The organism is Mycobacterium colombiense (genome assembly GCF_003284975.1).
GTDB classification, from domain to species: Bacteria; Actinomycetota; Actinomycetes; order Mycobacteriales; family Mycobacteriaceae; genus Mycobacterium; species Mycobacterium europaeum_A.
Genome location: NZ_QMEU01000005.1, coordinates 1 through 12,755 on the forward strand (window position 1 = coordinate 1; position 12,755 = coordinate 12,755).

At 64.1% G+C, this 12,755-nt stretch carries 15 protein-coding genes; 9 read left to right on the forward strand and 6 right to left on the reverse strand.

Annotation, left to right across the window (positions count from 1 at the left end):
- A partial coding sequence (locus DQP58_RS03175) for a PPE family protein, SVP subgroup (RefSeq protein WP_430915686.1) occupies positions 1-453 on the forward strand: 453 nt, incomplete at its 5' end.
- Positions 454-587: 134 nt separating this feature from the next.
- On the forward strand, positions 588-794 hold the full coding sequence (locus DQP58_RS03180; RefSeq protein WP_112707059.1) for a hypothetical protein: 207 nt from the start codon (positions 588-590) through the stop codon (positions 792-794).
- Here DQP58_RS03180 and DQP58_RS03185 read toward each other — a convergent pair.
- From DQP58_RS03185 to DQP58_RS26955, 3 genes are all read right to left on the reverse strand, one after another.
- A complete protein-coding gene (locus DQP58_RS03185) occupies positions 791-1,288 on the reverse strand; it encodes a MarR family winged helix-turn-helix transcriptional regulator (RefSeq protein WP_112707060.1) in 498 nt (165 codons plus the stop codon). The genes DQP58_RS03180 and DQP58_RS03185 overlap by 4 nt on opposite strands.
- Before the next feature lie 211 nt (positions 1,289-1,499).
- Positions 1,500-2,444 (reverse strand): NADP-dependent oxidoreductase, encoded by a 945-nt coding sequence (locus DQP58_RS03190; RefSeq protein WP_112707173.1) that lies wholly within the window; start codon positions 2,442-2,444, stop codon positions 1,500-1,502.
- A gap of 188 nt (positions 2,445-2,632) precedes the next feature.
- Positions 2,633-2,812 (reverse strand): hypothetical protein, encoded by a 180-nt coding sequence (locus DQP58_RS26955; RefSeq protein ID WP_205869326.1) that lies wholly within the window; start codon positions 2,810-2,812, stop codon positions 2,633-2,635.
- On the opposite strand from DQP58_RS26955, the gene DQP58_RS03200 reads away from it, so the two are divergent.
- Positions 2,758-3,156: an SDR family NAD(P)-dependent oxidoreductase gene (locus DQP58_RS03200; protein ID WP_112707061.1), complete on the forward strand. Its 399-nt coding sequence runs from the start codon at positions 2,758-2,760 to the stop codon at positions 3,154-3,156. The genes DQP58_RS26955 and DQP58_RS03200 overlap by 55 nt on opposite strands.
- Positions 3,157-3,204: 48 nt before the next feature.
- Here DQP58_RS03200 and DQP58_RS03205 read toward each other — a convergent pair whose 3' ends face one another.
- Positions 3,205-3,795, reverse strand: a complete 591-nt coding sequence (locus DQP58_RS03205) for a TetR/AcrR family transcriptional regulator (protein WP_112707062.1) — start codon at positions 3,793-3,795, stop codon at positions 3,205-3,207.
- Between the two features lie 101 nt (positions 3,796-3,896).
- Between DQP58_RS03205 and DQP58_RS03210 the strand changes: the two genes are divergently transcribed.
- From DQP58_RS03210 to DQP58_RS03240, 5 genes are all read left to right on the forward strand, one after another.
- A complete protein-coding gene (locus DQP58_RS03210) occupies positions 3,897-4,373 on the forward strand; it encodes a DUF1772 domain-containing protein (protein ID WP_112707063.1) in 477 nt (158 codons plus the stop codon).
- A gap of 327 nt (positions 4,374-4,700) precedes the next feature.
- Positions 4,701-5,084 (forward strand): DUF4267 domain-containing protein, encoded by a 384-nt coding sequence (locus DQP58_RS03220; protein ID WP_112707064.1) that lies wholly within the window; start codon positions 4,701-4,703, stop codon positions 5,082-5,084.
- A gap of 74 nt (positions 5,085-5,158) precedes the next feature.
- Positions 5,159-5,824, forward strand: a complete 666-nt coding sequence (locus DQP58_RS03225; RefSeq protein WP_240629553.1) for a TetR/AcrR family transcriptional regulator — start codon at positions 5,159-5,161, stop codon at positions 5,822-5,824.
- A gap of 409 nt (positions 5,825-6,233) precedes the next feature.
- A complete protein-coding gene (locus tag DQP58_RS03235) occupies positions 6,234-6,704 on the forward strand; it encodes an MmpS family transport accessory protein (protein ID WP_112707066.1) in 471 nt (156 codons plus the stop codon).
- Complete coding sequence (locus DQP58_RS03240) at positions 6,701-9,601, forward strand: RND family transporter (RefSeq protein WP_112707067.1); 2,901 nt, start codon at positions 6,701-6,703, stop codon at positions 9,599-9,601. Before DQP58_RS03235 ends, DQP58_RS03240 begins: the two co-directional genes overlap by 4 nt.
- A gap of 373 nt (positions 9,602-9,974) precedes the next feature.
- Here the strand turns inward: DQP58_RS03240 and DQP58_RS03245 are convergent, their stop codons facing one another.
- Together DQP58_RS03245 and DQP58_RS03250 are read right to left on the reverse strand one after the other, a co-directional pair.
- Positions 9,975-10,586, reverse strand: a complete 612-nt coding sequence (locus DQP58_RS03245) for a nitroreductase family protein (RefSeq protein WP_112707068.1) — start codon at positions 10,584-10,586, stop codon at positions 9,975-9,977.
- Positions 10,587-10,630: 44 nt separating this feature from the next.
- A complete protein-coding gene (locus tag DQP58_RS03250) occupies positions 10,631-11,716 on the reverse strand; it encodes an NAD(P)H-dependent amine dehydrogenase family protein (protein WP_112707069.1) in 1,086 nt (361 codons plus the stop codon).
- A gap of 122 nt (positions 11,717-11,838) precedes the next feature.
- On the opposite strand from DQP58_RS03250, the gene DQP58_RS03255 reads away from it, so the two are divergent.
- Positions 11,839-12,747, forward strand: a complete 909-nt coding sequence (locus DQP58_RS03255; protein ID WP_112707070.1) for an enoyl-CoA hydratase — start codon at positions 11,839-11,841, stop codon at positions 12,745-12,747.
- The last annotated feature ends 8 nt before the right edge of the window (positions 12,748-12,755 follow it).

Consider the following 12,755-nt stretch of genomic DNA (forward strand, 5'->3'; position numbering starts at 1 on the left):
GACGGTGGTGGAATCGGCATCGACCTCTACGGCCTCGATTTGGATTACCAGGGCTTGGCATTGGACGAAGCGGGCGCCGGTTCCATCCTGGGGGCCGAGGGCGCCCAGGGCATATCCGGCATGGGAGGGGCCAGCGCCGCGGCCGGCGTGGGAGGCCTCGAGCCGCTGGCGGGACTGGGCCAGGGCGCCGCGGCGAGCGTGGGCCAAGCCGGCTCGCTGAGCACCTTGTCCGTACCCCCGAGTTGGGCGACGACGGTTTCGTCCGTCGCCCCGCTGCCGGCGCTGGGCGGCGGTGTCATGCCGGGCGGGTGGGCCGCCGCACCCGCGGCATCATCCGGCACCGCGGTGTCCAAGCTGCCATTGGGTGGCATGGTCGGACGCGAATCGGAGGGCGCCGTTCAACGCATCGGCATGCGCGTCTCGCTGATTCCGCATTCTCCGGTGGCCGGCTAGGGCACCGAATCGGTCATCACAACGTCAAAGGGTGGACAAGCTCTTCGACCGCAAAGGAACTCGTCATGAACATGCCCAAGCCACACCACACCGCTCGGCACCCCACGCCGACCCGAAACCCATTGTCTTTCAGTATGAAAGCGGTGATGTGCGCCGCCCTGATCGTGGTGTTCGGCGCTTCGGCGGCGACGACGGCCGGCGCCGATCCGGGCCTTGGCGGTGAGCCCGATCCGTTCGGTGGCCTCAGTTGTCACTGCGACCAGAGCGCTTCGACCGATGGTCCGGTCGCGAGGCAGCAGGTCCGTCGGGGGATGCGGGAGGGAATCGCCACCGCGCACTAGCTGTGCCCCTTTGTGACCCGATTGCGTGGGGCGGCCGAGCGGGGCGGCCGAGCACGCATATGGTCGCGGGCACTGGTCATCATGTCGCCGAGGATTCGCACCTCGCGGGCGGACAGCGAGTCGAACAGCAGGTCTCGCACGACTTGGATGTGACCGGGCAGGACCTTGGCAACACGGGCCCGGCCCTTCTTGGTGATGTCCACCACCGTGGCGCGCTGGTCGTCAGGGGAAACCCCGCGAGTGATGAGCCCCTGCTTTTCCAATAGCCCTGCCTGATGGGTCAGGCCGGAGCGGCTGTACACCACGCCGTCGGCCAACTCGGTCATGGTGAGCTTCCGTTGGGCGTCAGCGAGCTTGGCCAAAATCTCGAACTGCACGTAGCTCAGTCCTCCCTCGGCCTGCAACTGTTCGCGCACCGCATATTGCAGCAGGCTCACCGCCTCCATCAGGGCAAAGTAGGCCCGCAGTTGGTTGGGGTTGAGGGCTTCGGCCATGCTCGGATTCTAGTGTTTCGACATCGAAGTGTCTGGGTTTCGCCACCGCTGGTAGCCTTCCCCCGGCGGCCACCATCGACCGAGCGTGAAAGACACGGCCGCACAACTCCTCTCACCAGGCGTCTGTCGGGGACGGCGGCGACCCGGGGGCATGCGGATAGACCGGAACCATAGCCCCGGTCTACCCGCCCTGAATGGTTGCGCCAGCGGTCTACTGCCCGGCGGGCAGGAGGATGGTCTTGCCGCGCAGCCGGCCGGCGTCGGATTCGGCGTGCACGGCCGCGGCCTCATCCAGGCCGCGACGGTCGGCGACCTCAATGTGCAGTTGCCCGGCGTCGACGCGGCCGACCAGGCTTGCGAGCTGCTCAGCTTCGCTGCGCACGAAGACCCGCTGCGTGCGGACGCCGCGGCCGGGATGTTCCGGCCCCGAAACCATGGTGCCGACGTGGAAACCGCCGTCGGCGACGACGTGGATGAGGGCTTCGGTCTGCTCTGGGGTGGTGGAGACCAGATTGAGTACCACGTCGAATGGCGCTCCGTCGACGGTGATCGGCACGTGCGTGTAGTCGATGTAGTCGACGATCCGGTCGGCGCCATAGCCGCGCAGACGGTCGGCGTCGTGCGGCTTAGCGGTCGCGGTGACGACGGCTCCGGCCTGCTTGGCCAGCTGAACTGCATAGCCGCCGACCGCGCCGGAGGCACCGTTGATCAGGACCGTCTGCCCCGCGGTCAGCCCGGCGATCTCGAACAGTGCCTGCCACGCGGTCAATCCGGCCTCCGGTAGCGCGGCGGCGTCGGCGAGAGGCACCGTTCGCGGCGCGGCGGCCACGGACTCGACCGGCGCGAGCGCGTACTCGGCCGCAGCGCCATCGGCATCCAACGGCAGAAAGGCCACGAGCGCATCGCCGATTCTCCACCCCTGCACTTGCCCACCGATTTCGGCTATCGTCCCGGCCACATCGACGCCGGGGACGTGCGGGAAGCTGATTTTGTACACCTCAGACAGATAGCCCCCGCGGATGCCGGCATCGACCGGGTTGAACGAGGTGGCGGCCACCTTCACCAGCACCTGCTGTGGTCCTGGCACCGGTCGCGGGGCCTCCTCGTACTGCAGAACGTCGCTACTGCCATAACGGTGGTATCGCACGGCTTTCATGATCTTCTCCTTTGTCATTTGCTTCGAATTCGAAGCAGCTATGTCGGTAGTAACCGCTTCGACATCGAAGCGATTTCCGTAACGACTGTGATCGTCGTCACGATGCTTCGAGATTGAAGCATTGGCGATGGCATCCGATGGATTGGATGCGCTCGATCGCGCCCGGGGGCCGCCTTGGCGCCGACGAGCTAGCCCACGAGCGATTGGGCGCCGATGACCGCCAGCAGCGCCAGCCGCTCGGCGTCCTCCGTGCCGGGTTCGGCGGTGTAGAGCATGATCGTCAGGTCGGTGCCGGGACGTGACCGCCGACGTGATGCGAAAGACGTTCGAGACGAATGTCTTTGGTACGGTCCGGGTGTTACACGCATTTTTACCAATGCTGCAGAGGTCTGCCGCGCCGGTGGTGGTCAACGTCAGCAGCGGCCTGGGGTCGCTGACCCTGCTCTCGTCCGCGCCGGCGGACTTCTATCCGGGGGTGGCCTACCCGGCGTCGAAGGCGGCGCTGAACATGGTCACCGTGCAGTACGCCAAGGCGCTCCCGCACATCCGGATCAACGCCGTCGATCCCGGGTTCACAAAGACGGACCTCAACGGCAACACCGGTACGCAGACGGTGACCGAAGGCGCCGAGGCGATCGTGCGCGTGGCACAGCTTGGCGCGGACGGCCCGACCGGCACTTTCGCCAACCGCGACGGTGCGCTGCCGTGGTGAGGACTGCTTGAAGAGTGTCGGCCGAGGCGCACGGCGCGGAGGCGTTGCTTAGTCGACCGTTTCGTGTCTGCCGGCGAACTCCTTGACCAGCAGTTGGAGACGCTCCGCGTCGTGGTCTGGGCGCAACCGACCGGTGCGGCTGAGTATCACCAGGCCGTGCAGCGCGGCCCAGAACACTTCGGTGAGCGTATCGGCGTCATGCTCATCAGCCACGAGTCGAACCGCTTGGCGCAGCGCATCGAACGCCGTCGTCAACTGCGGCGGTGTGTCCGGCGCGGCGAAGCGCAGGGTGGTCGCGCGAGTGAACATCGCGTCGTACACCGCCGGGTTGGCGCGCGCAAAGTCGAGGTAGGCCTGCGCGATTCGGCCCAGGGCTTCGCTGTCCGAGCCGCCATCGGAGCGAGCGGCTCGAATGACGTCGGCGAGTTCGCCGAAGCCGTCGATGGCGACGGCCTCGGCGATTTGCTCCATGCCGGTGAAGTGCTTGTACAACACCGGCTGGCTGTACTCGATCTCGGTGGACAGCCGACGGGTCGTGACGGCATCCCAGCCGTCTGCCTCGGCCAGGTTGCGAGCCGTCGTGACAATCAGCCGCCGGCGCGCGGCACGCTCCCGCTCACGGCGGTCCTCGATGCCCATGCAAAGAAGATAGCATGGCTAGAACTTCTAGCACTGCTATTGACACGGGTGCAGTCCCAGGGTTAGCGTTGCTAACACAAACCACGGAGCGGAGTTTTGACATGACCTTGGACTTGATCGCCCGCGCCGCCGCCCTGGTCGCACTGCTCGGCACCGCTGTGGTCTACGGCACCGATGTGTTCTGCGCGATGGTGCTGCGTCCGGCCCTGGCCGCGGTCGACGATCGCGCCCTGGTTGCGGTGACAGGAAGCGTGCATCGATACGGAGATCGGCGAATGCCGGTGCCAGGCGTACTCGGCGTTCTGGCCACCGCGGCAACCGCGGCTCTCGCAGCGGCGGCCTCGCACTGGCCACAGGCGATCGCCGCGGCCGCCGCCCTGATCGCGCTGTTGGTCTGGATCGTCCTCTACACGCGGGTGAGCGCCCCCATCAATCGACAATTGACCGCGGCCGCCGATACCGGACAGGACCTGCCGGACGGGCGTGCGCTGCAAGCCAAATGGGATTGCATCATCGGCCCCCGCGCCGTGCTACAGGGTCTGGCGGTGAGCGCCCTGTGCGTGGCGCTGATGTTTTAAAGCACCCGCATAGCCGCGGCAAAGACGAAATAGATTGAAGGAGGACTGGTTTCACTGGGCCCGCCACTTGAGGACATTCAAGTCGTTCGGTGTCACTACCCATGGCGTGTGAACCGAGCGCAGCGGCGCATCTCGCCTCATCGCGCCTATCGGCTACCCAGCGGGGGCCGACCCCGAACAAACTCACGCGGCAGATCATGACCAGTTCCGAATTCGCTGCCGACATGGCCGGCTTCGACGCCGGCGACATCGTCGGTGTCCAGACGATACTGCTTGACCCGACACCGTTTTCACCAATCCACTGACGCAAACCCGGGAGTCCGTTACATGTCCATCACCACCACCATCGGCTACGTCCTGGCCGGACTGCTAGCCGCGGGCATCATCTTCATCGGCGCGCGATTTATGGTCTCGCCCCGTGTCGCCGCCGCTGGCTACGGTGTGCTGCCAGATCTGGACCGGCCGGCCGCTGGCGCCTACTTGAGCGTCAAGGGCATACGTGACATCGCCACCGGATTGTTCGTCATCATCCTGTTGGCCGCGGGCGCAACTCACCTGGTGGGCTGGGTGATGCTGGCCGCCACCATCATTCCGCTGGCTGACGCGTCGATCGTGCTGCGCAACGGCGGCTCGGGGTCGGTCGCCTGGGGAGTCCACGGCGTCACCGCCGCCGTCATGCTCATCACGTCTGCGCTCTTGATCATTTCGTAGGCAGGAGCGCTCCCACCCAGAGCGGATATTTCACATCCGTTTCGCTGGAGTATGCCGGAGATTACACTGAGGACGTGCCGTCGGGGTGCGGGCCGTGCCGCCCGCTGCGCAAGGACGCTGAGCGCAATCGCCAGCGGGTGGTTGAGGCTGCCCGAGACCTCTTCGCTTCGAGAGGGCTCGAGGCGACTCTCAATGACGTCGCGCACCACGCCGGTGTCGGGGTGGGCACCGTTTATCGGAGATTTGCCACCAAAGACGAGCTGGTCGAGGCGATCTTTGAAGATGGCATCGATCAGATCACGGCACTCGCCGAGTCCGCGCTGCAAGAAAAGAACTCGTGGCGAGGGTTCGTGTGGTTCGTGGAGCAGTTATGCGAGCTCACCGCAACCGACCGGGGGTTGCGGGAAGCCGTATTCAGCAAGGCCTACGGGGGTGACCGCGTCGAGGCTTCGCGGCTGCGACTGACCCCTACAGTGACGAAACTCGTTGAGCGGGCCAAGGACGACGGCTATTTGCGCCCGGACATCTCACCTAACGACATGCCGTTCTTGGGCCTGATCGCGGGTACGGTCAGCGAGTACGCCGGCCATATCGAGCCGGAACTGTGGCGGCGATATGTGCAGATCCTCCTCGACGGTCTGCGCCACCGCAGGGGACAGAAACCGATGACCGTCGAAGCGCTCGATGACGAACAGCTCGACGCCGCGATGCGCACCTGGTATCCCGCAGCGTCTACCTGACCAGGCACCCGACCGATCGTCTCCGAGCGCGTATGACGGGCGAGCCATAGTCATCCACGGCATACGAGCCTTACCTTGTTGCCGACAGCATCGTACCCATGAGCGCCAACGGATCCCGAGAACCCTGACTCAACCCTGACGATTGGAACCAGGTGCCGACGCGCGCGCCGGTCGAGGTATCGACCCCGCGTGCCGATGTGACCACCGTCCCACAGAAGCGGATTGACTTCATCCACTTAGGCGGATAGGTTACCTCTTGCTCCCCCACGTCGTCGTCGGTCATCCACTTCGCGCTGGCCGCATTTTCGCCGAAAGGCCCGCAGTTGATTGCCCCTTCCGATGCGACTCGAGTTCACACCATCCCGTCGGGCCCGAGCGCGACCCCGCCCGAACACCCCGGTGCTAGGCGATGGGCGCAAGGCGAGTCACGCGCCGGGTGCCGGCGGTGAATGCGACGGTCGGACTCGTGCGGCGGGTGTGGCTGCCGCTGCTCATCGTGGTGGCAGTCGCGGTCGGTGGCGTCGCGGTGTCGAAGTTGCGTGCGGTCTTTGGCTCCAACCCCATCTTGGTGGCGCCCAACAGTTCTGACAGCGCGGCGGACTTCAACCCCAAGGTCGTCACCTACGAGGTGTTCGGCCCGGCGGCCAGGGCGGTCATCAATTACCTCGACCTCGACGGGAAGCCGCAGCGCGCCCCGGACGTGATGCTGCCGTGGTCGTTGACGCTGCAGACCACCGCACCGGCGGCATCGCCCAATCTGCTTGCCCAGGGCGACGGTGCCTCGATTGCCTGCCGGATCACCGTTGATCACGAGGTCAAGGACGAACGATCGGCGGCCGGTGTGAATGCCATGACCTTCTGCTTGGTGAAGTCAGCATGAGCACCCTGATGGACCAAACCCAGACCGAGCCCATCCCGGCCGCCCGCCACGCGTCGCGCCCCGGGATACCCCGCACGATCCGGGTGCTGGCGGTGCCGATCATCCTGGCCTGGGTCGCGGTCGTCGTAGTTCTCAATACCGTTGTGCCCCAACTGGAAGTTGTCGGCAAGACCCGCGCGGTGTCGATGAGTCCCAACGATGCGCCGTCGATGATCGCCACCAAGCGGGTGGGCAAGGTGTTTCACGAGTACGACACGAGCAGCTCGGTGATGATCGTGCTCGAAGGCGACAAACCGCTGGGTGCCGACGCCCACCAGTTCTATGACCGCGTGGTGCACGAGCTGCGGGCTGACCCGAAGCATATCCAGCACGTGCAGGATTTCTGGGGTGATTCGTTCACCGCTGCTGCGGCGCAAAGCGTCGACGGCAAGGCCGCCTACGTGCAGGTCTACATCGCCGGAGATCAGGGAGAAGCACTGGCCAACGAGTCGGTGGAGGCGGTGCGCCACGTCATCGCCAGCGTGCCCGCACCGACGGGCGTCAAGGCCTTTGTGACCGGTCCTGCGGCAATGAGCGCCGATCAAAATGAGACCGGCGACAAGAGCATGCAGGTGATCACGCTGCTCACCTTTGCCGTCATCATCACGATGCTGCTGCTCGTCTACCGGTCGGTGGTCACGGTGGGCATCGTGCTGGTGATGGTGCTACTGGAATTGGCTGGCGCGCGCGGATTGGTGGCGTTCCTTGGCTATTTCAAGGTTTTCGGCCTGACGACGTTTGCGACCAACCTGGTAGTGACGCTGGCGATCGCCGCGGCCACCGACTACGCCATCTTCCTGATCGGCCGATACCAAGAAGCGCGTCGGCTGGGCGAGGACCGAGAAGCCGCTTATTACAGCATGTTTCACGGCACAGCCCATGTCGTGCTGGCGTCGGGAATGACTATTGCCGGGGCGGCCTTCTGCTTGCGCTTCACCCGTCTGCCGTACTTCCAGACCATGGGGATACCTTTGGCGATCGGCATGACGATCGTGGTCGCTGCGGCGTTGACACTCGGGCCGGCGCTGATCGCGGTGGCCAGTCGCTTTGGCCGGCTCCTCGATCCCAAACACATGACCCAGCCACGGGGATGGCGGCGTATCGGTGCGGCGACGGTGCGCTGGCCCGGAGCCATCTTGATCTGCGCGATCCTGATCGCGCTGGTCGGCTTGCTGACGCTGCCCGGCTACCACACCACCTACAACGACCGCATCTATCTACCCGCTAGCGTCCCGGCGAACGTCGGCTATGCGGCCGCGGATCGCCACTTCTCCCAAGCGAAGATGAATCCCGATCTGTTGATGGTCGAAGCCGATCACGATTTGCGTAACCCCGCCAGTTTCCTGGTGATCGACAAGATCGCCAAAGCCCTTGTGCGGGTGCACGGTATCGCCCAGGTGCAAACCATTACGCGGCCCGAGGGTCGGCCGATCCAACACACCTCGATCCCCTACAACATCAGCATGAACAGCACCGGCCAGGTGATGAACAACGACTACCAACAGACCGTCCTGCAAAACACCCTCAAACAGGCCGACGACATGCAGGTCAGCATCGACTCGATGGAGAAAATGCAGGCCATCACCCAGCAACTGGCCGGCGTCACCCACAACATGGCGACCAAGATGAAGAAGACCAGCGGGGACGTACAGGACTTACGCGATCACATGGCCGATTTCGAAGATGTCTGGCGCCCGATCCGCAGCTACTTCTACTGGGAAAAGCATTGTTTCGATATCCCGGTGTGCTGGTCGTTGCGTTCGGTGTTCGACGCCCTGGACGGCATCAGCACGATGTCCGACGACCTCTCCGACCTGGTTCCCGACCTTGACCGCATGGACGCGTTGATGCCACAGATGGTCGCCCTGATGCCCCCCATGATCGCGTCGATGAAAAACCAGAAACAGATGATGCTCAACCAATATCAGGCCCAGAAAGCGCAGCAAGACCAAACCATGGCGTTGCAGGACAACGCCACGGCCATGGGCCAGGCGTTCGACGAGGCGAAAAACGACGACTCTTTCTACCTGCCGCCCGAAGCTTTCGACAACGCCGATTTCAAGCGCGGCGTGAAGCTGTTCTTGTCCCCGGACGGCCACGCCGTGCGGTTCACCATCATTCACCAAGGCGACCCGTTGACCGAGGAAGGCACGTCGCGCACCGCGCCGCTCAAAGTCGCGGCAGCGGACGCTATCAAAGGGACACCGTTGGAGGGATCAAGGATCTACCTCGGTGGAAGTGCAGCGATGTACACCGACATGCAGAAGGGCGCCAACTACGACCTACTCATCGTTGCCGTCGCCGCACTGATCTTGATCTTCATCATCATGGTGATCTTGACCCGAGCTGTGGCCGCCGCGGCGGTCATCGTGGGAACCGTGGTGTTGAGCCTGTCCGCTTCGTTCGGGCTCTCAGTGCTGCTGTGGCAACACATCATCGGCATTCCCCTGCACTGGATGGTGCTGCCGATGACGGTCATCATCCTGTTGGCGGTGGGATCGGACTACAACTTGCTACTGGTCTCGCGGATGAAAGAGGAAATCCACGCTGGGCTCAACACCGGCATCATCCGTGCCATGGTCGGCACCGGTTCCGTGGTCACCTCCGCCGGCCTGGTCTTCGCCTTCACGATGATGTCCATGGCCATAAGCAGACTCATCGTGATCGGACAAGTCGGGACCACCATCGGTCTCGGCCTGCTGTTCGACACTCTGATTGTCCGGTCGCTGATGACGCCCTCCCTGGCAGCCTTGCTGGGCAGGTGGTTCTGGTGGCCGCGCCGCGTGCGGCCTCGACCCCTTCCCCAACCATGGCCGCAACCGCTGCGTCATGAGTCCGAGGAGATGCAAGGAGTATGAGCAGCCCCGCAGCACGTAGGTGCCCCCTGAGCTGACTGAGAAGCGGGTAATTTCGGGACCAGCACTGGGTGCATGAAGAACGTTTGGTGGACAGTTGATTTCAGCACCTACCACGCCGCGCTGAATCCAGTGGTACCGGTGTGCTGATGAGCCGGAAACGCGACTTGCTGCGGTCGGCATCGCCACATTGATCCGCAGTTGCGGGCTCGTCTGGTTCAGCGCTGCTTCGTGCTCGTCGCTGGTGAATGACCTTGCGCGCCAGACCCCAATGCTCGCAATGTCTTTGGCCCGTGCGGATGCCAGCGACGTGCGGCAACCATCGTGGTGGCCAGCGGTCAATGCTTTCAGAAGCGAGATTCGGGGGTGCGCGCGGTCATGTCGTTTGCTTCCTCCAAGGTTCATCCCAATGATCGGTCGCCGCAACCTCTGTCAGCGGTTTGCGCCGCACCGGATGGTGGCCGCCCGTGGGCCAGCCCACCGTAAGCAGGGTCGCAATCTTCCAGTCGTCAGGGATTCCGACCATGGACCGCAGCTGGTCCTCGCAGGCGCCGTGCCACAGGGTGATCGCCGCACCAAGTCCTTGCGCGCGGGCGGCCAGTAGGAAGTTCTGCACCGCGGGAAAAATCGAGCCTCCCTGCTGTAATTCAGTGGTTCCTCGCTGTGGCTGAACGCAGAACAGCACCAGCACAGGCGCCGCGCCACCAACGCTCATGTGCTCGGCCATCGTGCGCAGGACGCGTGATTTGGGATCGTCAGCCCCGTTCTCAGGCATCGAAATCCGATAGAACTCGCTCATGACGTCCCACGTTTGGTGGGCCGCGGCGGTGACAACGTCGCGCAGGTCACGCGATTTCAGAACGACGAACTTCCATGGCTGCTGATTGCCGCCGGACGGAGCCCAGCTCGCCGCACGCAGGCAGGTGTCGATGGCCTCGTCCGGGACAGGTTCGTCGCGATAGCGCCGCACGGCCGAGGCGGTGCGCATGACCTCCCACAAGTCCGCCGATACGTGCGGGAGAGGTTGGTCATTCACGCCTGCACCGCCGCGGGCAGGACGCCTTGCCAGGTTCCGCCGCGCATGGGACCGGTGACCAGCGGCAGATCCAGCGTGGAAAGCAAACCGCACGGGGCGGCCATCACAGCGGGGATGGCGTTGAGTTCGCGCATGACGGTCGCGTAAGTCAGACCCCTCATGTTGCTACCGCGCCCATGCATTTCGATGTCGACGGTGTAGGTGGGTAAACCGTCGACGATCACCCGGTAGCCACCGTGAGGTGACGGATGCCGCGGCCAATCCGGCGCAGACCCTTCGCCCATCCTGGTGACGTGTTCCAGCACGACTCGTTCTTCTCCGTTGACCATCCCGGCGAGTTTGAATCGCATCCCTCCCATGGTTCCCGGTTCGATCCACCCGGATGCAACCTCGTATCGCTCTGTCGCCAACCACTTTTCGATCGTCGTTTCGACGCGGTCGAGCGAGAGTCCGACACCGTCGGCGACCAGGTGAACGATGGGCGCCCACAATGCGGCGAGACGCTCGGGGTCGAATAGCGGCGCCGGATGGTCGGGGGTATGCCCGAACCCCATGAAGTCGAACATGATGTCGGGCTGATTGATCGGGGCGTAGTCAAGTAGCTCGAGCATCGTGATGGTATCGACACGACTGCTGAAGCCGGTCATGGTCAGCGCGATCACGTCGTTCGCCCAGCCAGGGTCGACACCGCTGTTGAAAAAGCTGGTGTTGCCCTCTTCGCACGCCGCCGCGAGCAGTTCAACTGTTCCCTTGTCGGCCGCTGGCGGATAGCACATCGGCACCAGCGAGGTGCACACCACATGCTTGCCCGCGCGCAGGCAGCGAGCGATGTCCTGCGCGGCATCGTGATAGCGGTAGTCACCCGAAGCGAAGTAGGCCACCACGTCGGCCTCGATCGACAGCGCGGCTGCGATATCCCGCGTGGCCATGACGCCGGTCGCAGGCATCCCGCAAAGCTCGCCGGCATCCTTGCCGTCCTTGTCCGGTGCGTGCACCACTACTCCGGCAAGCTCGAGGCCCGGGTGCATGATAAGGGCACGCAGCGCACAAATGCCGACCTGGCCGGGGCCCCACAGAATCACTCTTGGCTTCCGTTGCCCCATCTGCACCCCTTCCCGCTCGACACCGAGCCGAACTGTGAGAACATCACTTCTCGTATATTGATAACACCATTTCCGATAGCAGACGAGGGAAGAGGCGAACGGTGAGCGATTACGAGTTCTTGAAGTGGGAGACTTTCGACGACGGCATGATCGTTAGGATCTCGCTAAACCGTCCCGACCAGCGCAACGCCCAGAATCGCGGCATGCTGGTCGAACTCGACGAGGCGTTTGCCCGCGCCGAGGCCGATGACAGCGTTCGCGTCGTCATCCTCGCCGGCGAAGGCCCGATGTTCTCGTCGGGGCATGATATCGGTTCGAAGCAGGCGCGGGCGGAGTTCAGTCCGGGGCCGGGCCAGCATCCGACGGTGACGATCAACGGCGGAACCCGCGACGGCGCGGAAAGGACCATGCTGCAAGAGTGGCACTACTTCTTCCAAAACAACCTGCGATGGCGCAACCTGCGCAAGATCACCATCGCCCAGGTGCACGGCGACGTGTTCTCGGCCGGACTGATGCTGATTTGGGCGTGTGACCTGATCGTGGGAAGCGAAGACGTGCGCTTCGCCGACGTGGTGGGCACGCGGTTGGGCATGTGCGGGATGGAATATTTCGGGCATCCATGGGAGTTCGGACCGCGGCGCACGAAGGAACTGATGCTCACCGGCGACGCGATCGAGATCGAGGAGGCCTACCGGCTCGGGATGGTCAGCAAGATATTCAAGCTCGACGAACTCGCCGAGCGCACCCTGGCGATGGCAAGGCGCATCGCAAAGGTACCGACGATGGCGGCCCTGCTGATCAAGGAATCGGTGAACCAGTCAGTTGACAACATGGGCTTCTACAACGCCCTGCAATCCTGTTTCGCGTTGCACCAACTGAACCATTCCCATTGGGCACAGATCCGCGACGACAAGCTTCCGACCGCGGGCGAGGAGCAGGGAGTGCCGAACTGGCGCACCGCTCCCCCGGTTGTCTTGGCTGTCAAAGATCGGGTTCGGTCCGATGTCTAGTGCTGCAC